This window comes from Plastoroseomonas hellenica (assembly GCF_018129085.1).
In the GTDB taxonomy this organism is placed as follows: domain Bacteria; phylum Pseudomonadota; class Alphaproteobacteria; order Acetobacterales; family Acetobacteraceae; genus Plastoroseomonas; species Plastoroseomonas hellenica.
The window spans coordinates 25,762-49,103 of the sequence record NZ_JAAGBB010000040.1 but is presented as its reverse complement, the minus strand read 5'-3'; the positions used below and the strand labels follow the sequence as shown (position 1 = coordinate 49,103).

Below are 23,342 nucleotides of genomic sequence, written 5' to 3'. Positions count from 1 at the left end.
CTGCGACAGTCTGGCCGCGCGCCATGCAAAGGACATTCGGATGTTTGGAATCTCACCGCTCGGCTGGCTCCACACGCTCGGCAGCCTCCCGGCCATTCCCCTGGCCTTCTACATGTTCGCGCGCCATGGGCGGATCGTGCCGCGGTCGGTCCCGGGCATGGCCTATTTCGCTTTCATGCTGATCGGCGCCCTGACGGTGTTCCTCGTCGCGCATCAGCCGGTCAGCAATGTGATCGGCGCCGTCACGCTCCTGCTGCTGCTCGTCGGCTACGGCATCGGGCGCCTCCCCTCGCTGGGGCGCGCCGCCCGATACATCGAGACGATCTGCCTGAGCCTGACGGCCTTCCTGCTGATGGTTCCGACCGTCAGCGAGGTGCTGCGCCGCGTGCCGGACGGGCATCCCTTCGTCACGGACCCCAAGTCGCCGCTTCTCCTGGGATCCCAGGCCATCCTTCTCGTGGCGCTCGTCCTCGGTGTGACGGCCCAGATCATCTATCTGCGCCGGCATGGCAAAGCGGCCGGCGCAACGGCCTCCTGACGGGCAAGGTGACCGGCCCGCCTGGTGCGGGCAACCTCTGCGGCGAGTGCGACGTTGCCTTGGCGATGTGGCCTGTATCGGGCCACGCGATGGAGGAATGGAGCAATGCTGCGTGGTGGTCTGCTCTGGCTGATCGGCATTCCGCTGCCGATCATCCTGCTGCTCTGGCTCTTCGGCGCCTTGAACTGACATGCGGAGCGCTGCGCGGAAGCCCGCCATCCCCGTGGCTGGCGCGGCTTACGCCGGCGCCCTCGCGGTGAGCCTGCTGCTCTGGGCAGCGATCTATGCCGCGAGCAAGCTGGCCTTGGCCGCGCGCGCCAAACGCGCCTGATCCGCCCGGCCTAAACCTTCGCCCTAAACCTTCGTATGGTGTTCATCCGGCGCCGGGCGGCGCAGATAAGGGCTCCGGGCCATCGTCCGGCCCCCAACGCCCGCAAGGTGACGCGCAGTGCCCGATGCACCCGTGATCGGCATCGTCGATGATGACAGCAGCATGCGGGAGGCCCTGCAGGGCCTGGTGCAGTCGCTCGGCTGCCGCGCCGTGGCCTTCGCCTCGGCCGAGCATTTCCTGGCGGCGGCCGAGCCCGCCGCGCTGGCCTGCCTGATCCTCGATGTCCGCATGCCCGGCCTCGACGGCATCGCGCTGCAGGCGCTGCTCCGCGACCGCGGCCATCGCCTGCCGATCCTGTTCATGACCTCCTATGTCGATGCCCGGACGCGCGCGCGGGCGCTCGAAGGCGGCGCGATCGGCTTCCTCGGCAAGCCCGTCGATGACGACGCGCTGATCGCCTGCCTGCGCGGCGCGCTCGCGGCCCAGGAGGTCTAGGAGCGTGATGACTTGAGGCGGCCTCGCCGAAAAGTCTGAATCACGCGACCAAACGCTCAGGCACCCGCCGAGCCTGTGAGCCGCGCCTGCTGCAGCTCATTCAAGAGGCCCTGCAAGGCGCGCTCACCGAACGGCTTCGAAAGGAGCAGGCAGCGCGCAAACCGGTCCGGCAGGTCCTGCCGGCTGTAGGAGGTCACGAAGGCGAAGGGGATGCCGCGCCGCGCCAGTTCGTCGGCCACGGGGTAGCTGGTTTCCCGGCCAAGCTGGATGTCGAGGAGTGCCAGGTCAGGGCCGCCGTCGATCATATCCATCGCGACGCGGACGGTGGGAGCCTCCCCCAGCACCTCGTAACCGAGGCGGCGCAGGATGTGCGCGATCATCTCCGCGATCGGCCACTCATCCTCCACGACAAGGACTGCAGCTTTTTTTTCCAAGGCTCCCCCTCCGCTCAAGGCGAGCAGGTGAGAACCTCAAAGGCAGGAAACGGGGCGGAAGTTTAGGTCAAAGGACAGGGAGCCGGCGGACCAGCGGCAGGAAGATGTCGTCGACCCAGGCGGCCCGCAGCTCCGGCGGCGGCGCCGAGAAGGTCATGATGGCATGGTGCCGGAACAGGTCGCCCAGCAGCGTGCCGACCGGCGGCGCCAGCTTCGCCGGCGCGATCTCGCCACGCTGCACGGCACGGTCCAGGATCGCGGCGAGCGTCCCCCTGTTGCCGGCGGTCAGCAACGCCCGCAGGTCCTGCGGCGTCGACGCGGTCTCCCGGAAATACTCGCTGGTGAAGAGCGTGAAGATCGCGGCGGTCGCCATGGCCAGCGCGGAGGCACGCTCCAGGAATTCCAGCAGCTCGGCGCGCAGGTCGCCGCGATCGGCCACGTCGAGCGGATGCTTCTCCCGCTGCAGGCGGATCGCGGCGATCGCGAGCGCCGCCTTCCCCTCCCAACGGCGGGAGACCACCGGCCGGCTGGTGGCAGCCCGGGCGGCCACGCCCTCCATCGTCAGCCCCGCATAGCCATGCTCGACCAGCTCGGCCCAGGCGGCTTCCAGGATGGCCTCCTCCAGGGACGCGCCACGGCGGCGACTCTTCATGCGACCAACAGCTCCATAAGATGCATCGATGTATCTTGACTCGGGCATGTCCAGCCAATTAAGAAGCGGTCATGCATCTTATGGGCAGGGCCAGCCGATGATAACAGCTCCATCGCGGTATCGACTGGCGGGCATCGTCCTGGCCTGCGGGCTGCTGGGCGCCTGCGCGCAGGTCCCCGCCGACCCGGCGGCCCGCGCTGCCCATGCGGAGGCGAATGATCCGGCAGAGCCGACGAACCGCGCGATCTTCGCCGGCAACCAGTGGGTCGACCGCAATGCGATCCGGCCCGTCGCCCAGGTCTATACGGACCATGTGCCGCAGCGCGTCCGCAGCAGCGTGCGGAATTTCGCGCGCAACCTTCAGGGGCCGGGCACCCTCATCAACGATGCCCTGCAGGGGAATTTCGAACGCGCCTGGATCACCGCGCAGCGCTTCGCGGTGAACAGCACCCTGGGCGGCCTCGGCCTGTTCGACGTCGCCACGGATTGGGACCTGCCCGGCCACCAGTCCGATTTCGGCCAGACCTTCGGCGTCTGGGGCGCTGGCCCCGGGGCCAGCGTGCAGCTCCCGCTGTTCGGCGCCTCCAACCTGCGCGACACTGCGGGCAGGGTCGTGGGCATGGTCGCCAACCCCCTCGGCTTCGTCTCGGGCGAGACGTTCCAGACCGTCCAGGCCGTCGGCACCACCATGGGCATGGTCGGCCAGCGCGCGGATGCGCTGCCCATCACCAACGACCTGGAACGCAGCTCCCTCGATTACTACGCCGCGCTCCGCAGCCTCGCCGCGCAACGCCGGGCAGCGCTCGTCGCGGAAGGCAGGGCCGGCGTTCCGGCGCGGGCCGGCGCACCGGCCGCGCCGGAGAGCCTTGCGGAGGAGAGCCACCGATGACCCGGGACTGCAGCCATGCGGCGCCGCGGGCGGCGGCGGACCATGAGGGGGGCGAGGATGCGATCGACCTCGTCTGGATCGTCGTGTTGCTGGTCCTCGGCATGGTCCTTGCCCTCCGCCTGGTCTCCGCCTGGGCCGCCGAGGAGTTCCTCCTGCGCGGGACCTGGGGAGGTGCGCTCGATGCCGTGGCCTTGCCGTGGCCCGATCATGAGGGCGCGGATCGCCACGCCATGGATTGCATCGCTTCGGCTTATGGCACCTGGCTGGACGGCGTCCTGCTCCACTGGGCCGAGTGAGCCGGGGCGGGATGCGCACCCGCTGACCGCTCCCGGCGCAGCGCCGGATCCGCACCATGCCGAGCGCATCGACGAAGCGCCCCGCCCGGAAGGCGAAGTTGCGCCGGATGCCCTCGGCCTCCCCGGGGATCGGCCGGCTTTCGCCGGAGGGCCCGGCGCTCGGCGCCTATTGGGCGCATGGCGGGCCGGGCGGCTGGCGAAGAGTATCGGCACGCCGCGCCACAACTGTGACGAGCGGGCAACAGGCCGGCACAAACGTGTTTTCCTCGGAAACACGTGCATTGTCATTCCGAGTTTATAACATTGGACTGGCCCCCATCGGGTGTTGTTGTCAGGAATCGGGGCGGTCCATGGTCGAGGGAATTGCAGGGATGCGCCCGGGGCCGTGGCGGGCCGCGCGGCCCTGGCTGCTGGCCTCCGCCGCCGCGGTGGCGGTGCTGGCGGCCGTCAGCCGGCCGGCCTTGGCGGTCGATTGCGACCCGGTGCCGGTCGCCGGCACGGCCACCTGCAGCGCCGGCAGCCCTCCCCAACCCGGCGGCGAAATAACGTACAATTCCGCCGTTCCCATGACCCTGGTCCTGGACGGGACGACGCAAGGTCCCCTCATCATCGAAGCCCTTACACCGATCGGGCCGCCGACCGGCGCCATCACCCTGGTCACGGGCAGTGCCGCCGGTCCCAGCCAGATCATCACGACCGGCACGGTCGACATCAATGTCGCGGGCTACCAGAGCGCCCTCTTCATCAGCGGCAGCGCCGGCGCCGATGTCGGGATCACCGTGGCGAGTGGCACCACGATCACCTCCTCCTTCAGCTACGGCGCCTATGCCACCACCGACGGCGGCGGCTCGGCCACGGTGACGCTCACCGGAGGCAGCATCAGGACCACTGGCACCGGTTCCCAAGGCGCCTTCGCCGAGAGCGCCGGCGGCGCGGCGACGGTCACCGTCACCGGCAGCATCACGACCCAGGGCCTCGGCGCCGTCGGCGCCGTCGCCTCCGGCACGACCGGGGCTACGGTGACGCTCATCGGCGCCGGCATCGCCACCACCGGTCAGAACAGCTATGGCGGCTACGCCACCCTCCATGGCGCCGGGCTGGCGACCGTCTCGATCGATGCGGCCAGCACCATCGCGACCCAGGGCTTCGGTGCCCATGGCGCCTATGCCCTGGTCGATGCCGGGACCGGCAGCGCGCTGGTGGTCAATGCCGGCGGCGTCGCGACCACGGGCCTCGGTGCCGCCGGTCTCTACGCCTCCGTCCTGGCGAGCAGTGCCGAGATCCGCAACACCGGCAGCATCACGACCGCCGGCTCCGGCGCGCCCGGCATCCTGGCGGTGGCCAATGGCGCCGTGACCATCCTCAGCAGCGGCAGCATCGTGACATCAGGCGCCAGCGGCATCGGCGCCTTCGCCGCCAGCCTGGCGGCCGCCTCGGCAACGGCGTCCATCACGGTCTCCGGCAGCATCCTGACCGGGAACGCGGGCGCGGCCGCCGGCGCCTACGGCGCCTATGCCAGCCTGAACGGCGCGTCGTCGGGCCTGGCGAGCGTCACCCTGCTCGGCGGCGGCAGCATCGCGACGACCGGTCTCGGCGGCATCGCCGCCTTCGCGGACAGCCCGTCCGGCGGCGATGCGGAGGTGCGCAACGCCGGCACCATCACGACGCAGGGCGAAGAGGGCCGCGGCGCCTTCGCGCGGGTCTTCCTGGGCACTGGCAATGCGCTGGTGGTCAATGCCGGCAGCGTCGCAACCGCTGGCGCGGAGGCGCATGGGCTGGTGGCCTCTGTCGAGAGCGGCGCCATCGGCAGCGCCACGATCGTCAACAGCGGCAGCATCGCGACCTCAGGCGTCGGCGCGCATGGCATCCTGGTCGAGGCGAGCGGCGCCGCGACCATCACCAGCAGCGGCAGCATCACGGCCTCGGGCGCCGCCGCCTCCGGCATCCACATCAGGACCGCGGCGGGCGGTTACAGCATCGCCGTCACCGGCGGGACCATCACCGGCGGCAGCAGCTTCGACGCGACGCTCGGCACCGGCGCCGGCATCTCGATCGGCGGCGGCGCCAGCGGCACCATCGACATCGCGGCCGGCGCGACCGTGCAGGCGGCGTCCGGCGTCGCGATCCAGGACGGCGCCGGCGCCCTGGCGCTGACCAGCAGTGGCAGCATCCTCGGCAGCATCGCCGCGGGCGGCGGCAATGATCAGGTGACGCTCGCCGGCGGCAGCGTGACCCAGGGCCTGGCCGATGGTGGCCTTGGCACGGATCGGATCACCCTGGCCGGCGCGCGTTTCATCGGCAGCTTCGCGGGCTGGGAGAGCCTGGGGATCACCCAGGGCAGCCATGCCACCCTCAATGGCGACATCGTCATGGGCGACAGCGCGACGCTGACCGGCCCCGTCACCATCGACGCCACCAGCACCTTGGCGGCCCCCGGCAACCGCACCATCCGCGCCTTCGATGCGGCGAGCCTGGTCACCGTCACCAATGCCGGGCTGATCGCGATCGCCAGCGGCGGCATGGCGGGGAACACGCTGACCATCGCCGGCAACTATGTCGGCCAGGGCGGCACCATCGCGCTGAACACGATGCTCGCCGGCGACGGCAGCGCCTCCGACCGGCTGGTGATCAGCGGCGGGCGCGCCTCGGGCGACACCGCGCTTCGCATCACCAATGTGGGCGGCGCCGGCGCGCCGACCGTGCAGGGGATCCGGGTCGTCGAGACCACCAATGGCGGCACCACCGATGCCGGCGCCTTCCGGCTGAACACCCGCGTCACCGCCGGGGCCTTCGAATACCAGCTCTTCCGCGGCGGCAGCACGAGTGCCGAGGATTGGTATCTCCGTTCCTTCCTGATCCCGGAGGAGCCCGGCACGCCGGACCAGCCCGGCCCGGCGATCCCGCTCTATCGGCCGGAGGTGTCGCTCTACGCGCCGGTCGCCGCGGTGGCGCGGCAGATGGGGCTCGCGACGCTCGCGACGCTGCGCGACCGCCGCGGCGAGGAGGAGGGGATCGGGGATGGTGCCATCGTCGCCAAGGCCACCAGCCCCTATGCCAGCGGCGCCTGGGCGCGGGTGATCGGCGAACGCAGCCGCAGCCGCTGGGACGGCACCGTCGATGCGCGGGCCACCGGCAACCTGATCGGCTTGCAGGCCGGCTTCGACATCCTGCAGACCCAGCCCTACGCGGGCGGCCACCGCGACATCCTCGGCGTCTATGTCGCCTATACCGATTTCAACGCACCCAACGTCTCCGGCTTCGCGCTGGGACAGCGGAACCTCCGGGTGGGACGGCTGCTGATGAGCGGCCCCGCGGTCGGTGCCTATTGGACGCATTTCGGGCCGAGCGGCTGGTATGTCGATGCGGTGTTCCAGGCGAACTGGTTCGACGTGACGGCGCGGTCGGATTTCGGAGCCGGGCTCAGCACCAATGGCGTCGGCTACACGGCGTCACTGGAAGCGGGCTACCCGATCCGCCTCGCGCCGCGCTGGCAGATCGAGCCGTCGGCGCAGCTCGTCTGGCAGGGCGTCTCGGTGGACCGCGCGCGCGATCAGTTCTCGACGGTCGACTGGGACGAAGGCGACGCGGTGACCGGGCGCATCGGGGCGCGCCTCCAATACACGGGGCGCGATGCGCGGACGCTGTGGCAGCCCTATGCCAAGCTGAACCTCTGGCACGCTTTCTCGGGCAATGATCGGGTCAGCTTCGGCAGCGGCGCGCCGATCGAGAACCGGTTCGGGGAGACGGCGCTGGAAGTCGGCGCCGGCGTCACCGCGCGGGTGACGGAGGCGGCGAGCTTCTACGCCCATGCCGATTATCGCTGGTCGGTGGCCGGCGACAGCCGCCAGACCGCGGTCCAGGGCAGCATCGGCATCCGCGTCACCTGGTAGCGGCCCGCGCCGCGGATCGGGCCCTCGGCCGCCGGCGCGGCGCGACGTCGGCGAGGTCGATCCATGTCGGCGCGTGGTCGCTCGCCTTCTCCCAGCCGCGCACGGCGCGGTCGACATCGGCGGCGGCCAGGCGCTCCGCGAGGGCGGGGCTGAGCAGCAGGTGGTCGATCCTGAGGCCGGCGTTCCGCCCGAAGGCGTTCCGGAAATAATCCCAGAAGGTGTAGATGCGCTCCTCCGGATGCAGGGCGCGCAGCGCGTCTGTCCAGCCCTGTGCGACGAGTGCGCGGAAGGCCTCACGGACCTCCGGCCGGAACAGCGCATCGTCGCGCCATCGCTCGGGCTTGTAGACGTCGAGCTCGGTCGGCATGACGTTGTAGTCGCCCACCAGGGCGACCGGCACCTCGAGCGCGAGCAGCTCCGCGGCATAGGCGGCCAGGCGCGCGAACCATCGCAGCTTGTGGTCGAATTTCGGCCCCGGCGCCGGATTGCCGTTCGGGAGATAGAGGCAGCCGATCAGGACGCCGTCGATGACGGCTTCGATGTATCGGCTGTGGCTGTCATCGGGATCGCCCGGCAGGCCGCGCCGCGTCTCGAGGGGGACTTGGCCGCGGGCGAGGATGGCGACGCCGTTCCAGCTCTTCTGGCCGTGCCAGATCGCGCCATAGCCCGCCTCGCGCAGCGCGGCTTGCGGGAACTTCTCCTGCGGCGCCTTCAGCTCCTGAAGGCAGACCACATCGGGCGAAGCCTCCGCGAGCCAGCGCAGCAGGACCGGCAGGCGGCCGTTGATCCCGTTGACGTTGAAGGTCGCGAGTTTCACCGCGGTGCTTCTGAACGCCCTTGGGCATCACGGCGGACACGCCGCTGGCCGGTGCCGGGGTCGGGGTCGCGCTGCGGCATGATCGCCTCCTCCTGCCGGGCGTAACGCGACGGTTGGCAATTCGCTTCAGCTGGAAGAATCGTCGGCTCCATGCGGCGCCCGGTGCGGCAGGAGCCGCCGCGGGCCGGGCGCCGCGCCTCAATGGAAGATACGCCCGGCGTCGATAACGACGGTCTGCCCGGTCATGGTCTCGGTGCGGCACATGGTGACGACCATGTCGGCGCAATCGTCCTTGTCGGCGGGCTTCTTCAGGAGCGAGGCGGAGGCCGAGCGCTCCACCTGGTCGGGCTGCAGGTTGGCGGTCGCGCGCGTCCCTTCCAGCAGCCCGGGGGCGACGCAATTCACCAGCGTCTCCGGCGCCAGCGCGACCGCCATGCAGCGCGTCAGGTGGATCAGCCCCGCCTTCGACACCGCATAGGCGATGGAGGACCCGGTCGGCCCGAGCCCCGCGACGGAGGCGATGTTGACGATGCGCCCGCGCCCCTGCGCCTTCATGACGGGCGCCACCGCCTTGGTCAGCAGCATCGGCCCGGTGAGGTTGACGGCCATGATCTTCTCCCAGACCTCGGGCGTCAGGCCATCGAGGTCGGCGAAAGGGATCGCCTTGTTGTAGGCGGCGTCGTTGACGAGGATGTCGAGCCGGCCGAAGCGTCGCGTCACCGCACCGACCAGCGCCGCCACCGCCGCGCCATCGGTGATGTCGCAGGCGAAGGCCTCGGCCTGGACCTGGTAGGTCGAGGCCAGCTCCCGCGCGACGCCTTCCGCCTGGTCGCGGCTCTGCGCGTACATCACCGCGATATCAGCGCCTTCGCGCGCCAGCGCGTGTCCGATGCGCTGGCCGAGCCCACCATTGCCGCCGGTCACCAGCGCGACCGCACCCTTGAGCTCCATGCGCATCCTCCCTGCGGCGCGCGACTGCCGGCGCGCCTCTTCGCCCAGAGTGCTACCCGATCGCGGCGGCCGGCAAGCTGGCGCCCTCGCTGCGTTGCGCCAGGATGCCGGCGATGGTGGCGAGCCCGGTGGTGAGCTCCGCCATCGACGGCGCGCCGATGCAGAGCCGGACGCCCGCCCCCGCCACCTCCGGGGCGGCGGTCGTCGAGGCCGGCGGCGTGACCACGACGCCGAGCGCCCGCGCCACCGTCTCGAGCTGCTCCGCCTCCGGCTGCGGCATCGGCAGCCAGACATGGTGGCCATCCTGCCGCGCCGGCGCGATTGCGGCACCGAGGAAGGACCGGGCGAGGGCGTTGCGCCGCCGCGCCTCATCCTGGATCGCGCGGCGCACCGTCTCCGCGGTGCCGTCCAGCAGCCATTGCTGCATGACCGCGCAGCTCATGGAGGAGACCATGAGCGCGGTCGCCCGCAGCACCGCCTCGGCGCGGCCGCGCAGGCCCTCCGGCAGCAGCAGGGCACCGATGCGGAGCGCCGGGTTCAGCGTCTTCGAAAGGCCGTTGACGTAGATCGTGCGCTCCGGCGCCAGGGTGACCAGCGCGGGCAGCTCCGGCGCCGCGGCCAGCGTATAGACGTCATCCTCCACGATGACGGCGTCGCGGGCGCGGCAGATGGCGATGATTGCCTCGCGCCGCGCGCGGGTCATCGTGCTGGTGGTCGGGTTCTGCTGCGTCGGCATGAGGTAGACCGCGGCCTGGCCGCCGGCATGGCGCGCCAGCGCCCGGTCCAGCGCTTCCGGCAGCAGGCCTTCCGCATCCATCGCCAGCCCGGCCAGCCGCAAGCCCTGATGCCGCGCCAGCGCGATGGCGCCGGCATAGGTCTGCGCCTCGGTGTAGATCGCCCCGTCCCGGCCGCAGGCGGCGGAAAAGGCGACGGCGATCGCGTGCTGCGCGCCGACGGTCAGCAGCAGCCGCGCCGGGTCAGCCGCGATGCCCAGCCCCGCGAACCAGCGCGCCATCTGGCGCCGGTGCTCGTCATGGCCGCCGACCGGCGGATAGGCGTTGAACAGGCCGGAATCGACGCGCCGCGCGATCGCCGACAGGGTGCGGGAGAGCAGGCGTTCGCGTAGCACCGCCGCCGGCACGTTCTGCGACAGGTCGATCAGCGGCCCGCGCCGTGCCTCCGCCACCGCGACGAAGGTGCCGCTGCCCCGGACGCTCCGCACCAGGCCGCGCCGCTCCAGCACCGCATAGGCCTTGGTGACGGTGCCGACCCCGATGCCGAGGCGCCAGGCGAGGTCGCGATGCGCCGGCAGCCGCGCGCCGCTGCCGAGGCGCCCGTCGATGATGTCGGCCGACAGCGCCGCGACCAGCCGCTCTGACGGCGCGCCCGGCTCGGGCGCCAGGCGCGGCGCCCAGGGGGAGGGAAGGCGCATGGGAGGGTTCCGAAAAGTGTCGCGTGACACTTTAGCGCATGGCCCGAAGCGTCACAGGGCCTATCTTGCGCCGGCCCCTTTCCGCTGGGAGAGCCGAGCGATGCTCAAGGATTTCCTGCAGGTCGATGCCTTCTCCTCCCGCCCGCTCTTCGGCAATCCGGCGGCGGTGGTCTTCGATGCCGACGATATCCCGACGGCGCTCATGCAGAAGATCGCGCAGGAGATGAACCTCTCCGAGACGGTCTTCATCTGCACCCCGACCGTGCCGGGCGCCGATTACCGCGCCCGCATCTTCACGCCGCGGAGCGAGCTGCCCTTCGCGGGACACCCGACCATCGCCGCCGCCCATGCCGTGCTGGCCCGCGACTTGGGCAGGGGGCGCGGGCTGCTGCGCCAGGAATGCGGCATCGGCATCATCCCGGTCGAGGTGCTGGCCCATCCCGCCGGGCGGCTGCTGCGCATGACCCAGGGGGCGCCGAAGGCGCGCGACCCCGGGCTGCCGCGCGCGACCGTCGCGCGCATGCTGGGCTGCGCGGAAGCCGACCTCGCGGATGCGCCGATCGAGGTGGTCTCGACCGGCGCGTCCTGGCTGGTGGTCGAGCTCGCGAGCCAGGCTGCGCTCACCGCGCTTGAACCCGATCTCGGGCTGATCCAGCGGGAATGCGCGGCGATCGGGGCGCCCGGTGTCACGGCCTTTGCGGAGAAGCGGGATGGATCGCCGGTGCGGCTCCGGCTCCGCACCTTCGCGCCGGGCGAAGGCGTCGCGGAGGATCCGGTCTGCGGCTCCGGCAATGGCTCGGTGTGCGCCTTTCTCGCGCGGCACAGGCATGCCGGGGACGCCGCGGGCAGCTATATCGCCGAGCAGGGCATCGAGATCGGCCGCGACGGGGAGATCCATGCCTCCTGGCGGCGGGATGGCGAGGCGCTCCGCATCATGATCGCGGGCGATGCCGCGACAGTCGCCAGCGGGCAGCTCCATCTCTGAGCGGCCGCACCGCGGCGCGGAAATCCGGCGCGGCCTGAAGGATGTGCTGCCGGTGCTGATCGGCGTCCTGCCGCTCGGCCTGGCACTCGGTGCGCAGGCCTCGCACAAGGGGCTGGGCCCGGGCGCGGTCGCTGTCATGACCGGGCTGAATTTCGCGGGCGGCTCGGAATTCGCGGCGGTCGGGCTCTGGGCGAACCCGCTGCCGGTGGCGCTGATCGTGCTGATGACCGCGCTGGTCAACAGCCGGCATTTGCTGATGGGCGCGACCTTGGCGCCGCTCCTCGCGCATCTGCCGCGCTGGAAGGCCTTCGCGGCGCTCTTCTGGATGTGTGACGAATCCTGGGCGATGGCCTATGCGGATGCGCAGAAGCGCCGCGCCGCCGGCGCCCTCCGCGGCTTCAGCCTGCCCTACTACGCGGCGGTCGCGATCGGCGTCTGGATCGCCTGGATCGGGAGCTGCACGGCGGGTGCCGCGATCGGCCCCGCGATCGGCGACATCCGCGCCTTCGGCGTCGACATGGCGCTGCCGGCGGTGTTCCTCGCGATCATGAAGGGCCTCTGGACCGGCGCCCGCGCGGCGCGGCCCTGGCTGGTCAGCCTCGTCGTCGCGGCGCTCACCTACCTGCTGGTGCCGGGCGCCTGGTATGTCGCGGCCGGCGCGGTCGCGGGCCTCATCGCCGCCTGGTTCTGGGCGCCGCGGGCATGACCGACGCGACGACGGTGCTGACCATCCTGCTGATGGCGCTGGTCACCTACGCGACGCGGATCGGCGGTTATGTCGCGTTGCGCAACCGCAGCCTCAGCCCGCGCGCCAGGGCGATGCTGGAAGCGACGCCGGGCTGCGTGCTGATCTCGGTCATCGCGCCCTTCTTCGTCACGGGCGAGCCCGCCGGGCTGCTGGCGCTCGCGGTGACCTTGCTGGCGGCGACCCGCCTGCCGCTGCTGCCGACGGTGCTGGTCGGCGTCGGTGCCGCGGCGCTGCTGCGGGCGGTGATAGGCTGACCGGATCGAGAGCGGGAGAAGACATCATGCCGGATCGGAAAGGCGGCTGCCTATGCGGGGCAGTGCGCTACGTGCTGAAGGGTGAACCGCGGCTCATCGGAATATGTCATTGCACGCACTGCCAGAAGCAAAGCGGAAGCTTGTTCTCCTTCAACCTCCTCATCAGGGACGCTGACTATGAGCAGTCGGGCGAGACCATGGTCTATGTGGACAAGGGCGATAGCGGGCAACCAGTCCATCGCCATTTCTGCGGGCGCTGCGGGTCCCCTATCCTGGCGACGGTCGCGGCGGCGGCTGGAAAGGTCGTGGTGAAGGCCGGCACGCTCGATGACAAGGAGGGGTTACAGCCTCAGACCGAAGTCTATACCGATCATGCGGCGAAATGGCTCGCACCGGTCCCAGGCGCTGCGCGCTTTGCGCAGAATCAATGACCGCTCGGCTGTCGATAGGCTGACCGCCCTGGGTCGCGGCTGGTTCGCCTAGATCCGCATCCACGGGCCGATCGAGGCCGGGTCATCATCAGGCGTGGCGCCCATTGCGATGGCGCGGATCGGGCCGCCATCCCCGCAGAATTCAGCCCCTTTCAGAGCGCGCCCAAGGACGTTTCAGGCCGGCGATGCGCAGCATCGGCCATCGCCTCCTTCCGTCCCTGGAGCAGCCATGCCGCCGATCGAGCTCTTCACCGCGCCGCTCTGCCCCTTCGCGCACCGCGCGCGGCTCGTCATCGCCGAGAAGGGGCTCTCCGCGACGGAGGTCGACATCGACCTGCGGAACAAGCCGGCGTGGTTCCTCGACATCGCGCCCCGCGGCGAGGTTCCGCTGCTGCGCCACCGGGGGCACTGCGTCTGGGGTGCGGCCGCCATCGCCGAATACCTGGAGGAGGTCTTTCCCGAGCGCCCCCTGCTTCCCCAGGCACCGGCCGCGCGGGCCAAGGCCCGCGCCTGGATCAATGTCGCCGACACCAGCCTCTACGCCGCGACCAGGGCGATGCTGCACAGCGCGAATCCGGGCTTCCGGATGCAGTGCGCGCTGCGCCTGGAGGACGAGCTCCGCTTCATCCAGCACCGCGTGTTCGGCCAGGGGAAGCGGGATGGCAGGTACTGGTTCGGCGCGGAGCTGAGCCTGACCGACCTGGCCTTCTTTCCGTGGTTCGAGCAGCTCGCCGTGCTGGAACGGTTCTGCGGGTTCCGCTGGCCGCCCGAATGCCACGGCCTCCGCAACTGGGTGGAAGAAGTCGCGGCGCGCGACGCCGTCCAGGCCATTGCGACATCCGCGGAGGCTTATCTCGAGGCCTACGGCGGTCTGGCGGCGACCCTGGCGCGGGCATCGTAGCGCCTGCGTCTCTCCATGCCCGGCAAGGGCATTACGCTCCCGCAGCGCGCTCACATCCTCGGGCGCCTGGGCGGAGAGCAGGATCGCGCCCGGATGCCTGGGCCTAGAATGCCAGGGATGACCGCGGATTCCGACCTCAAGGATTTCATCGAACGCCATGCGCGCCTCTTCGTCCTGACGGGCGCCGGCTGCAGCACCAATTCCGGCATCCCCGACTACCGGGATGGCGATGGGCAGTGGAAGCGGACGCAGCCGGTGACCTACCAGGCCTTCATGGCCGGCGCCGCCACGCGGCAGCGCTACTGGGCGCGCAGCCTGGTGGGCTGGCGGCATATCGGCACCGCCCGGCCCAATCCGGCGCATCGCGCGCTCGCCAGGCTCGAGAGCGCGGGTCGCAGCGAGATGCTGGTCACCCAGAACGTCGATCGCCTGCATCAGGCGGCCGGCAGCGCTGATGTCATCGACCTGCATGGCCGGATCGACATCGTGCGCTGCATGGCCTGCGATCACGTCCTGCCGCGCGAGGCCATGCAGGATGCGCTGACCCGGCTGAACCCGGGCTGGACCGGGCGCGACGCGGCCCGCGCGCCGGACGGCGACGCGGATCTCGAAGCCGCTGACTTCGCCGATTTCGCCGTGCCCGACTGCGCGCGCTGCGGGGGATTGCTCAAGCCCGATGTCGTGTTCTTCGGGGAATCCGTGCCGCGCGACCGTGTGGAAGCGGCCTTCGCGCATCTCGCCCGGGCCGATGCGGTGCTGGTGGTGGGCACCTCGCTGATGGTGCGGTCCGGCTTCCGCTTCGTCGAGGCCGCGGTCGCCGCGGGCAAGCCGGTCGCCGCGGTCAATCTCGGCCGCACGCGGGCGGACGCGCTGCTGACCCTGAAGGTGGCGCAGCCCTGCGAGACGGCGCTGGCCTTCCTGCTGATGGAAGGAAAGTAAGCGCCGCCGGCGGCGCCGGCATGTGGACAGCCTTGCCCCGCGGGACCACGATCCCTGCCTGAGACCCGGCGCCAAGGACCGGGTCCAGGAGGAGACGGGCGTATGCAGAGCGGACGTCGTGCCGTGCTCGGCCTGTTGGCCGGCGCCATGCCAGCAGGGCGATCTCTGGCGCAGGCCTGGCCGGCGCGGCCGGTGCGGGTGATCGTGAACTTCCCGGCGGGCTCGGGCGTCGACATCCTGACGCGGCTGGTCACTGCGAAGCTCGCGGCCGGGCTCGGGCAGCCCTTCGTCATCGAGAACCGCGGCGGCGCGGCCGGCAATATCGGCGCGGCCGCCGTCGCGCGCGCCGCGCCGGATGGCTATACGCTGCTCGCGACGCCATCGGCCATCGCCACCAACCAGACGCTCTACCGCAACCTGCCCTACAGCATGGAGGAGCTGACGCCGGTCGCGCTGACCGGCTTCCTGCCCTTCATGCTGGTGGTCAACCCGGCGCTCGGCGCCGCGACGCTGCAGCAACTCGTCGCACTCGGGCGGGAGAAGCCGGGCGGGCTGACCTTCGCCTCCACCGGCAATGGCAGCACGCCGCATGTCCTCGGCGAGGAATTCCGGGCGCGTACGGGGATCGAGCTGCAGCACATCCCCTACCAGGCCTCTGGCCCCGCGCTGAACGACCTGGTCGCCGGGCGGACCGACATGATGTTCGCCAACCCGCTCTCGGTGCTGGCGCAGGTGCAGTCGGGCCGGCTGGTCGCGCTTGCCATCGCGACGCCGGCGCGGAGCCCCGCTTTGCCGGCGCTGCCGACCATGGGCGAGAGTGGCCTGCCGGGCTTCGAGACCGGCTCCTGGTACGCGCTCTTCGCGCCGCGCGGCACGCCGGAGGCCATCATCCAGCGCCTGAACGCCGCGGTCGCCGAGGCGTTGGAGGCGCCGGATGTCCGCCAGCAGCTCGCGGCCCAGGCGGCCGAGCCGCGCTCCGGCTCGCCGGAGCAGGTCGCGGCCTTCGTGCGCGCGGAGGTCGCGAAGCTCGGCCGGATTGTCGAGGCTTCCGGCCTCAGGGCAGATTGAGTCCATGAACAGCACCGACATCACCCGCCGCCTCGCCTGCTTCGTCGTGCGCTCCGAACCGGAGGACATCCCGGACGCCGTGCAGCACGAGGCCTGCCGCGCCATCTTGAACTGGCTCGGCTGCGCGATCGGCGGCGCCGGGCATGACACGGTGCGCTTCGCCGCGCAGGCGCTGCAGCCTTTCTTCGGGCCCGCGCAGGCGCAGGTGCTGGGACGGCCGGAGAGGGCGGATATCCTGCATGCCGCGCTGCTGAACGGCATCGCCTCCCATGTGCTTGATTTCGACGACACGCATCTGCGCGCCATCCACCCGAGCGCGCCGGTGCTGCCCGCGCTGCTGGCCCTCGCGGAGTGGCGCGGCCTCTCCGGGCGCGATCTGGTGCATGCCTTCGTCCTCGGCGTCGAGGTGGAGGAGCGCGTCGGCCTCTCCGTCTTCCCCGAGCATTACGACCGCGGCTACCACATCACCGGCACGGCGGGCGTCTTCGGCGCCGCGGCCGCGGCGGGGAAGCTGCTCGGCCTTGATGAGCAGCGCATGACCTGGGCGCTCGGCATCGCGGCGACGCAATCGGCGGGGCTGCGCGAGATGTTCGGCAGCATGTGCAAGAGCCTGCATCCCGGCAAGGCCGCGCAGAACGGCCTCTCCGCCGCCTTGATGGCCGAGCGCGGCTTCACCAGCGCCGCCGCCGCGATCGAAGGCAAGCGCGGCTTCGCGCATGTGCTGTCCACGCGCTTCGATCCGGCGGTGATCACCGACGGGCTCGGCGAGGGCTGGGAGCTTTCGCGCAACATGTACAAGCCCTTCGCCTGCGGGCTCGTCGTCCATGCGGCGATCACCGGCTGCCTGGAACTGCGGGAGGCGCATGGGCTGCGCGGGCCGGAGATCGCTGTTATCGCCGCCCGCGTGAACCCGCTGGTGCCGGAGCTGACCGGCAAACCGGAACCGCGGACCGGGCTGGAGAGCAAGTTCAGCATTTTCCACGCGATGGCCATCGCGATCCTCGACGGCGCGGCGGGGGAAGCGCAGTTCAGCGCGGAGGCGGCGAACCGCCCGGCCGCGGTCGCGCTCCGCCGGCGCGTCGAGATCACCGCCGATCCCACCATCGGGAAGCTGGAGAGCCATGTGCGGATCGAGCTGACCGACGGCCGCGTGCTGGAACGCCACGTTCCCCATGCGCTGGGCACGCTGGAGCGGCCGATGAGCGACCGCGACCTGGAGGCGAAGTTCCGCGGCCTCTGTGCGGAGCGCTTCGCGGAGGACCGGATCGCGGCGATGATCGAGGCCTGCTGGAGCATCCGCGCCGCCGCCGATGCCGGCGCGCTTGCGCGCCTCGCTGCGGGTTAGCGTTTGTCGCGGCGCGGCGAGCGACAACAGGTGAAGCCATGGCTTTCTGGATAGCGAGCGTGGCGGGACTGGCGATCGCCTATCTCCTCGGTTCCATGCCCACGGGCTATTGGGCGGGGAGGCTGCTCAAGGGCATCGACCTCCGGGAGCATGGCTCCCGATCCACCGGCGCGACGAATGTCCTGCGGATCCTGGGCCCATGGCCGGCCTTGGTGGTGCTGCTGGTCGATGTGCTGAAAGGTGCGGGGGCGATCCTCTTTGCCCGCTGGTTCTATCCTTCGCTCACGCCGCCGACCGCGCTTGATCCGCAAGGCTGGGTGCCCTGGGCTGTCGGACTGGCCGGGCTGGCCGTGTTGTTGGGACACAGCCGTTCGATCTGGTTGAATTTTACGGGCGGCAAATCCGCGGCGACGGGGCTGGGCCTGTTGCTCGCGATGTCCTGGCCCGTGGGCCTGGGTGCTGCGGCGGTGTTCGGCGTTGCGCTGGCTGTCGTCCGGATCGTTTCCCTGGGCTCGATGCTGGCGGCCTTGGCAGCGGTCGCCCTCATCTCTGTCCTGGAGCAACCCTTGCCCTATCGGTTGCTGGTGATCGCAGGCGGCGCTTATGTGCTTCTGCGCCATCGCGCGAACATCCAGCGGCTGCTCGCTGGGACGGAGCCGCGCCTGGGGAAGGCGAGCCGGAAACCGAAAGCAGGATTGACGGCAGGGTCGCGCATGGAGCGGGCGCCCTAGGCGCTGCCGCGACGGCGGCTCGCCGAGGCCAGGCGGGCCAGAGCGGCGAACCCGACCAATTCGGCGATTCCACCCCCGACGATCTGCTCTAGCGCTTCGGCGGCGGCTGAGCTCTGCCGGCATCGCCGATAGTCCTGATGTCGTGCAGTTTCTGCCGCATTGTTTCCAACTGCCCCTTGATTGTCTTAAGTTTTGTATGTTGGGTTGGGCTTATTATTGTGGGATCCAAGAGGCTATCCACATGCCGCATGGATTGGTGGATCATACCTTCAAATAGACCCTTGTAGTTGGCGTTCACCCGGCACGCCGCCTGTGCTGATATATGCAAGGATGATACAAAGTTTATGAGGTCATCCGGTGTAACAGCCACCCTGCTAAGATACTGATCCACATATCCTGTGAAATCAGTCGTTGCTTCATCCCGGTCCTCATTGCTGTAACGACTGTCATGGATCGCGCCAAGCAGGGCGGGAAGCTTGCTATAATTTTCCGGGCTTCCGGCCGCTACCAAGGAATTAGCGACGCGATCTTGTGCCTCCTTCTCGTACCCATCGACTTTCCGGCGGACGGCGCCGATCGTGTTGTACGTCTTGTTGACAGAGAGTAGGGCGAGGCGGGATTTCTGATCCAATTGGTCGCAGATGAGGCCGATGACGTCGCCCGGAAGCTTGGCGAACGTGGCCTCATTCCTGGCGATTTCCTGGACAGCGCCGGTCTTCCCGGGATCGCTGGTCTGGTCGCCGCCGGAGCCGCTGCTCCCGGAACCTTCGCTCGGGGGAGGCGCTGATCCAGTCTCGCTCATGGCTCGTTCCCACCGGATTGCCAGCGAAGACTATGGCCGAAATATTCGGGAAGCGAGTCGCGGCTGGCCCTCGCGAAGCCGGCGCCGGCGTCGCTGCTTGCAGGCCGGCCTGCGCGGCGGCCACCCTGGCGCGGCCGTCACCCCCAAGCGCAGGCCATGCCCGACGTCTCTCTCGTCCGCCCCTCCGCCGCCGAACTCCCGGCCTATCGGGACGCGCTCGCCCGCGGCTGGTCGCCGGCCAGCATCCGCGCGGCGGAGACCGCACGGGAGCATCTGGCGAAGATCGCCGCCGATGCCGCCGGCTTCCTCGCGGGGCTCGACGACGAAGACGCGAAGGGCGACCCGGTGCGGCTGCCGGACGGGTCGCTGGTGCCGCGCCTGCCGGGCTTCACGCGCTGGATCTGGGATGGCGATTTCTGCGGCTCGATCGGCTTCCGCTGGCAGCCCGGCACATCCGCTCTGCCGCCGCATGTGCTCGGGCATATCGGCTATGGGGTGGTCCCTTGGAAGCGCGGCGCCGGCCACGCGAAGCGGGCGCTGGCGCTGCTGCTGCCGGAAGCGCGGCGGCGCGGGCTCGATGCCGTCGCGCTGACGACCGACGCGGACAACATCGCCTCCCAGCGGGTGATCCTCGCCTGCGGCGGGACGCTGGTGGAGCGCTTCAGGAAGCCTGCAGCCTATGGCGATGCGGAGGGTTTGCGGTTCCGCATCGCGCTGGCCTAGAGCGTGATGACTTGAGGCGGGATCGCCGAGAAGTCTGAATCACGCGATCAAACAAGGCGCTGGAGCGTGATGCGTGAGCGTATGCGAGCGCATCCTGCCCTAATGAAGCGAACGGATGATCTCGCGGAAGGCATTCTCCGGGAAAGCCTTCAGCGTCTTCGTGCGCAGATTCCCGAGCCTGCCGAGCGCCAGGGTGAACCGCGCCGCCACGGCATCGTCCGGTGCTTCGTAGACGAGCAGCAGGTCGTATTCGCCCATGGTCATGTGGCAGTCCTTGAAGCGGCCGCCCATCTCCTCGAGCAGCGCCTTGGCGGCATCGAGGCGGCGGGGCGCATCCTCGATCGCCCGCATGCCCTGGTCGGTCCAGTTGGTGAGCGCGACATAGGTCGTCATGGATCGAGCCCTCCCTGCTTCCGGGGACGGGACGGACGCCCGTCCGTCCCGCCATCCTAGCACGGCGGTGCCGCGCCTACACTGCGCGCGCATCCGGAAGCACCGAGTCGCCCGTCCATGTCCCGCTTCGTCGCCGCCATCGTCACGGCCCAGATCCTCGCGCAGATCGGCGCCTTCACCTTGCCGGCGCTGCTGCCGGGCTTCATCGCGCGCTGGTCGCTGACGGCGACCGAGGCCGGCTGGCTGGTCGGCGCCTTCTTCGCCGCCTATGTCGCCGCGGTGCCGGTACTGGTCGCGCTGACCGACCGGGTGCCGGCGCGCCGCATCTACCTGTTCGGCACCGCTCTCACGGCATTCTCCCATCTCGGCTTCGCGCTGGCGGCGGAGGGGTTCTGGAGCGGGCTGGCGCTGCGCGCCGTCGCCGGCATCGGCTGGGCCGGCTGCTACATGCCGGGGCTCAAGGTGATCACGGATCGCCTGGAAGGCGCGGCGCAATCCCGCGCCGTCTCCTGGCACGCAGCGGGCGTCGGCATCGCAGGCGCCGCCTCCTTCGCGATCGCGGGCGCGCTGGATGCGGTGGCGGGCCCGTCGGCCGCCTTCCTGTTCGGTGCCATCGCAGCCGCCATCGCCTGCGCGATCGGCGCCGCGGTCATGCCGACCGCAGCGCCGCGGCCGGCGGGTGCGGCCCCGCCCGCGGCGCTGCTGGACTTCCGCCCGGTGCTGCGCAACCGCGCCGCCATGGCCTGGATCATCGGCTACACCACCCATACCTGGGAACTCGCGGCGCTGCGCGCCTGGGCGGTGACCTTTCTCGCCGCCGTCATCGCACAGCATGGCGCGCCCGCATGGCTGCCGGGGCCGACGGTGCTGTTCACCGCGGCCGGCCTTGCCGGCATCGCCGTCTCGGTCTCCGGCAACGAAGCCGCTGAGCGATTCGGCCGCGCGCGCGTGGTCGCGGCCGCGATGGGCGCGGCCGCGGCGCTGGCGCTGGCGACCGGCTGGTCGGGCCTCGTGTCGGTGCCGCTCGCGGCCCTCTGCGTGTTGCTCTGGAACGCCGCGATCTACCTCGACAGCTCGGCGCTGACCGCCGGCACGGTGCAGGCGGCCGCACCCGGGATGCGCGGCGCGACCATCGGGCTGCACAGCATGTGCGGCTACGCCGGCGGCTTCGTCGGGCCGCTCGGCGTCGGTATCGCGCTCGACATCGCGGGGCCCGGCCGCGACCTCGCCTGGGGCCTTGCCTTCGGGCATCTGGCGCTGGTCGGGCTGCTCGGCCTTGTCCTGCTGCGTCGCCTCGGCAGGCCCACCTGAGGCCATCTCAGGGCGGCGTCAGGCCGAGCTCCGCAAACAGCGTGAGCAGCCGCGCCCGTTCGCGCCCGATGAAGGCGCCGAGCTCCGCCGGGCCGAGATCCAGCACCTCCGCGCCGGTCGCGTGCAGCCGCGCGGCGAAGCCCGGGGCGGCCAGCGCAGGCCGGATGGCCGCCTCCAGATGGGCGACCGTCAGCTCCGGCGTCCCGCGCGGCGCGACCAGGCCCCACCAGGAGGCGAGCGTGACCGCCGGCAGCCCGGACTCCGCCATGGTCGGCACCTCCGGCAGCGCGGGCAGGCGGGCGCCCGAGGTGACGCCGAGCCCGGTCAGCCGGCCTTCCCGTACCAGTGCGACCGCGGTCGGCGCCAGCACGAAGGCCGCACCGATTTGGCCCGACAGCAGCGCGGTGAAGATCTCCGGGTCGCCGCGGAAGGCGACGGGCGTCGGCGCGATCCCGGCCGTGCGTGCGAGGAGCGCCATCGCCAGATGGGGCGAGGCGCCGAGCCCGGACATGCCATAGGCGAGCCGGTCGCCGCGGGCACGGGCGAGCGCCAGGAAGTCGGCGACGCTCCGCAGGCCGAGCGCGGGGTCGGCGACCAGCAGCAGCGGCGCCGCGGCCATGCCGGCGACCGGCACGAAATCGGCGACGGGGTCGAAGGGCAGGTCGCGGCGCAGGGCCGGCAGCACCAGGACGGAATGCGGCATCAGCAGCAGCGTGCTGCCATCCGGCGCCGCGCGGGCGGCCGCCTCCGCGGCGATGGCCCCGACCGCACCCGGCCGGTTCTCGACGAGGACGGGCCGCCCGAGCCGTTCGGACACGCCTTCGGCCAGCATGCGCATGATGACGTCCGGCGTGCTGCCGGCCGTGAAGCCGAACAGCACGCGGACCGGGCGGCGCGGGTCCGGCTGGCCGCCGGCGGGACGGGGCAGCGCACCGGCGAGTGCGACGCCGACGACGCGGCGGCGGCGCAGGTAATGCAGCGCGGCCCTTGGCCGCGCAGGAGATGGCTGGGGAACGGGCATGCGGCGTGGGGACACGACCATGGCGATACACTCCGGTGTGGGAGGGTTCGGGGGCGTGCTCCGCGCCTGTTGGTTATCGCTTGCGAAGCGGCGGCAACCATCACCGATCCGGCGGGGCCTTGTCCACCAGATCAGTGGGGCCACGGCAGCCGGCGTCGCCGGTCGAAGGCGCGGCCTTCCGCCCCGCCCTGGCCTGGGCGAGGATCGCCGCCGCGCGAGACCGGAAGCGAGGATCCCCGATGTTCTATGAACCACGACTGGGCCACGGCCTGCCGCATGACCCCTTCAAGGCGATCATCGCGCCGCGGCCGATCGGCTGGATCTCGACCCTGGATGCCGAGGGGCGGCCCAACCTGGCGCCCTACAGCTTCTTCAACGCGGTCCATTCGCGCCCGCCGATGCTGGCCTTCACCAGCGAGACGATGAAGCACAGCGCGGCCAATGCCATTGCGCGCGGCGAGTTCGTGTTCAACCTCTGCAGCCGCGCGCTGTTCGAGGCCATGAACATCTCCTCCGGGGCGCTGCCCGAGGGCGAGAGCGAGTTCGCGGCCGCGGGGCTCGAGACGGCCCCCTCCCGGATCGTCAAGGCGCCCCGCGTCGCCGCCTCCCCGGCGGCGCTCGAATGCCGCGTCGCGCAGTCCATGCAGTTGCGGGACGCGGATGGCGAGCCGTTGCAGGGCTGGCTCATCATCGGCCAGGTGGTCGGCGTGCATATCGACGAGCGCTTCCTGCGCGACGGACGCTTCGACACCGCCGCCGCGCAGCCGGTGGCCCGCTGCGGCTATCGCGACTATGCCGCGGTGACCGAGTTGTTCGACGCGCTGCGCCCGACCGATGGCGGCGCCTACGCCCTCGGCCAGCGGGACCGCTGAAGCGCGGAACTCACAACAACGGACTGGTCGCTTGACCGGTCCGAGGCCGCGAATGCGGCCCGCCGGTAGTCCGGCGAAGCCAAGCAAACCAGA

The 23,342-nt window shown here is 71.0% G+C and carries 25 protein-coding genes; 17 read left to right on the top strand and 8 right to left on the bottom strand.

Annotation, left to right across the window (positions count from 1 at the left end):
* Window positions 1–40 precede the first annotated feature (40 nt).
* Both GXW71_RS25620 and GXW71_RS25615 read left to right on the top strand, forming a co-directional pair.
* Complete coding sequence (locus GXW71_RS25620; protein ID WP_211855540.1) at window positions 41–538, top strand: hypothetical protein; 498 nt, start codon at window positions 41–43, stop codon at window positions 536–538.
* A gap of 448 nt (window positions 539–986) precedes the next feature.
* Complete coding sequence (locus GXW71_RS25615) at window positions 987–1,364, top strand: response regulator transcription factor (protein WP_367617369.1); 378 nt, start codon at window positions 987–989, stop codon at window positions 1,362–1,364.
* Between the two features lie 56 nt (window positions 1,365–1,420).
* Here GXW71_RS25615 and GXW71_RS25610 read toward each other — a convergent pair whose 3' ends face one another.
* Together GXW71_RS25610 and GXW71_RS25605 are read right to left on the bottom strand one after the other, a co-directional pair.
* Window positions 1,421–1,771 (bottom strand): response regulator, encoded by a 351-nt coding sequence (locus tag GXW71_RS25610; RefSeq protein WP_367617370.1) that lies wholly within the window; start codon window positions 1,769–1,771, stop codon window positions 1,421–1,423.
* A 94-nt stretch (window positions 1,772–1,865) separates the two neighbouring features.
* A complete protein-coding gene (locus GXW71_RS25605) occupies window positions 1,866–2,450 on the bottom strand; it encodes a TetR/AcrR family transcriptional regulator (RefSeq protein ID WP_211855538.1) in 585 nt (194 codons plus the stop codon).
* A 97-nt stretch (window positions 2,451–2,547) separates the two neighbouring features.
* Here GXW71_RS25605 and GXW71_RS25600 point away from each other — a divergent pair, with 97 nt between their 5' ends.
* The 3 genes from GXW71_RS25600 to GXW71_RS25590 all read left to right on the top strand — a co-directional run bounded on the left by GXW71_RS25600 (window position 2,548) and on the right by GXW71_RS25590 (window position 7,525).
* The gene (locus GXW71_RS25600; protein ID WP_211855537.1) at window positions 2,548–3,339 is read left to right on the top strand and encodes an MlaA family lipoprotein; all 792 of its coding nucleotides are present in this window, start codon (window positions 2,548–2,550) and stop codon (window positions 3,337–3,339) included.
* A complete protein-coding gene (locus tag GXW71_RS25595) occupies window positions 3,336–3,635 on the top strand; it encodes a hypothetical protein (protein ID WP_211855536.1) in 300 nt (99 codons plus the stop codon). The genes GXW71_RS25600 and GXW71_RS25595 overlap by 4 nt, the downstream gene beginning before the upstream one ends.
* 371 nt (window positions 3,636–4,006) lie before the next feature.
* Window positions 4,007–7,525 (top strand): autotransporter outer membrane beta-barrel domain-containing protein, encoded by a 3,519-nt coding sequence (locus GXW71_RS25590; RefSeq protein ID WP_211855535.1) that lies wholly within the window; start codon window positions 4,007–4,009, stop codon window positions 7,523–7,525.
* Here the strand turns inward: GXW71_RS25590 and xth are convergent.
* The 3 genes from xth to GXW71_RS25575 all read right to left on the bottom strand — a co-directional run bounded on the left by xth (window position 7,515) and on the right by GXW71_RS25575 (window position 10,725).
* Entirely contained in the window at window positions 7,515–8,342 is an 828-nt protein-coding gene (gene xth / locus GXW71_RS25585; protein ID WP_211855534.1) for an exodeoxyribonuclease III, read from the bottom strand. The genes GXW71_RS25590 and xth overlap by 11 nt on opposite strands.
* Before the next feature lie 198 nt (window positions 8,343–8,540).
* Window positions 8,541–9,293 carry an SDR family NAD(P)-dependent oxidoreductase gene (locus tag GXW71_RS25580; protein ID WP_211855533.1) on the bottom strand — a complete coding sequence of 251 codons (753 nt, stop codon included), beginning with the start codon at window positions 9,291–9,293 and terminating at the stop codon, window positions 8,541–8,543.
* 52 nt (window positions 9,294–9,345) lie between these two features.
* Window positions 9,346–10,725: an aminotransferase-like domain-containing protein gene (locus GXW71_RS25575; RefSeq protein WP_211855532.1), complete on the bottom strand. Its 1,380-nt coding sequence runs from the start codon at window positions 10,723–10,725 to the stop codon at window positions 9,346–9,348.
* Window positions 10,726–10,825: 100 nt separating this feature from the next.
* Here GXW71_RS25575 and GXW71_RS25570 point away from each other — a divergent pair, with 100 nt between their 5' ends.
* The 9 genes from GXW71_RS25570 to plsY all read left to right on the top strand — a co-directional run bounded on the left by GXW71_RS25570 (window position 10,826) and on the right by plsY (window position 18,127).
* Window positions 10,826–11,710 carry a PhzF family phenazine biosynthesis protein gene (locus tag GXW71_RS25570; protein WP_211855531.1) on the top strand — a complete coding sequence of 295 codons (885 nt, stop codon included), beginning with the start codon at window positions 10,826–10,828 and terminating at the stop codon, window positions 11,708–11,710.
* Window positions 11,673–12,416, top strand: coding sequence for an AzlC family ABC transporter permease (locus GXW71_RS25565; RefSeq protein ID WP_246526883.1), 744 nt, complete (start codon window positions 11,673–11,675; stop codon window positions 12,414–12,416). Before GXW71_RS25570 ends, GXW71_RS25565 begins: the two co-directional genes overlap by 38 nt.
* On the top strand, window positions 12,413–12,712 hold the full coding sequence (locus GXW71_RS25560; protein ID WP_211855529.1) for an AzlD family protein: 300 nt from the start codon (window positions 12,413–12,415) through the stop codon (window positions 12,710–12,712). Before GXW71_RS25565 ends, GXW71_RS25560 begins: the two co-directional genes overlap by 4 nt.
* A 26-nt stretch (window positions 12,713–12,738) precedes the next feature.
* The gene (locus GXW71_RS25555; RefSeq protein ID WP_211855528.1) at window positions 12,739–13,143 is read left to right on the top strand and encodes a GFA family protein; all 405 of its coding nucleotides are present in this window, start codon (window positions 12,739–12,741) and stop codon (window positions 13,141–13,143) included.
* 229 nt (window positions 13,144–13,372) lie between these two features.
* The gene (locus tag GXW71_RS25550) at window positions 13,373–14,044 is read left to right on the top strand and encodes a glutathione S-transferase family protein (protein ID WP_211855527.1); all 672 of its coding nucleotides are present in this window, start codon (window positions 13,373–13,375) and stop codon (window positions 14,042–14,044) included.
* A gap of 117 nt (window positions 14,045–14,161) precedes the next feature.
* Window positions 14,162–14,983 (top strand): NAD-dependent protein deacetylase, encoded by an 822-nt coding sequence (locus tag GXW71_RS25545; RefSeq protein ID WP_211855526.1) that lies wholly within the window; start codon window positions 14,162–14,164, stop codon window positions 14,981–14,983.
* A gap of 102 nt (window positions 14,984–15,085) precedes the next feature.
* Window positions 15,086–16,051 (top strand): Bug family tripartite tricarboxylate transporter substrate binding protein, encoded by a 966-nt coding sequence (locus GXW71_RS25540; RefSeq protein WP_211855525.1) that lies wholly within the window; start codon window positions 15,086–15,088, stop codon window positions 16,049–16,051.
* A gap of 4 nt (window positions 16,052–16,055) precedes the next feature.
* Window positions 16,056–17,396, top strand: a complete 1,341-nt coding sequence (locus GXW71_RS25535) for an MmgE/PrpD family protein (RefSeq protein ID WP_211855524.1) — start codon at window positions 16,056–16,058, stop codon at window positions 17,394–17,396.
* 38 nt (window positions 17,397–17,434) lie between these two features.
* A complete protein-coding gene (plsY, locus tag GXW71_RS25530; protein ID WP_211855523.1) occupies window positions 17,435–18,127 on the top strand; it encodes a glycerol-3-phosphate 1-O-acyltransferase PlsY in 693 nt (230 codons plus the stop codon).
* An 88-nt stretch (window positions 18,128–18,215) separates the two neighbouring features.
* On the opposite strand, the gene GXW71_RS25525 is transcribed toward plsY, so the two are convergent.
* Window positions 18,216–18,929 carry a hypothetical protein gene (locus GXW71_RS25525; RefSeq protein ID WP_211855522.1) on the bottom strand — a complete coding sequence of 238 codons (714 nt, stop codon included), beginning with the start codon at window positions 18,927–18,929 and terminating at the stop codon, window positions 18,216–18,218.
* 156 nt (window positions 18,930–19,085) lie between these two features.
* Between GXW71_RS25525 and GXW71_RS25520 the strand changes: the two genes are divergently transcribed.
* Window positions 19,086–19,652, top strand: a complete 567-nt coding sequence (locus GXW71_RS25520; protein ID WP_211855521.1) for a GNAT family N-acetyltransferase — start codon at window positions 19,086–19,088, stop codon at window positions 19,650–19,652.
* A gap of 99 nt (window positions 19,653–19,751) precedes the next feature.
* Here the strand turns inward: GXW71_RS25520 and GXW71_RS25515 are convergent, their stop codons facing one another.
* Window positions 19,752–20,045: a GYD domain-containing protein gene (locus GXW71_RS25515; RefSeq protein WP_211855520.1), complete on the bottom strand. Its 294-nt coding sequence runs from the start codon at window positions 20,043–20,045 to the stop codon at window positions 19,752–19,754.
* 117 nt (window positions 20,046–20,162) lie between these two features.
* On the opposite strand from GXW71_RS25515, the gene GXW71_RS25510 reads away from it, so the two are divergent.
* A complete protein-coding gene (locus GXW71_RS25510; protein WP_211855519.1) occupies window positions 20,163–21,356 on the top strand; it encodes an MFS transporter in 1,194 nt (397 codons plus the stop codon).
* Between the two features lie 7 nt (window positions 21,357–21,363).
* Here the strand turns inward: GXW71_RS25510 and GXW71_RS25505 are convergent, their stop codons facing one another.
* Window positions 21,364–22,398, bottom strand: a complete 1,035-nt coding sequence (locus GXW71_RS25505; RefSeq protein WP_211855518.1) for a Bug family tripartite tricarboxylate transporter substrate binding protein — start codon at window positions 22,396–22,398, stop codon at window positions 21,364–21,366.
* 218 nt (window positions 22,399–22,616) lie between these two features.
* On the opposite strand from GXW71_RS25505, the gene GXW71_RS25500 reads away from it, so the two are divergent.
* Complete coding sequence (locus GXW71_RS25500) at window positions 22,617–23,249, top strand: flavin reductase family protein (RefSeq protein WP_211855517.1); 633 nt, start codon at window positions 22,617–22,619, stop codon at window positions 23,247–23,249.
* The last annotated feature ends 93 nt before the right edge of the window (window positions 23,250–23,342 follow it).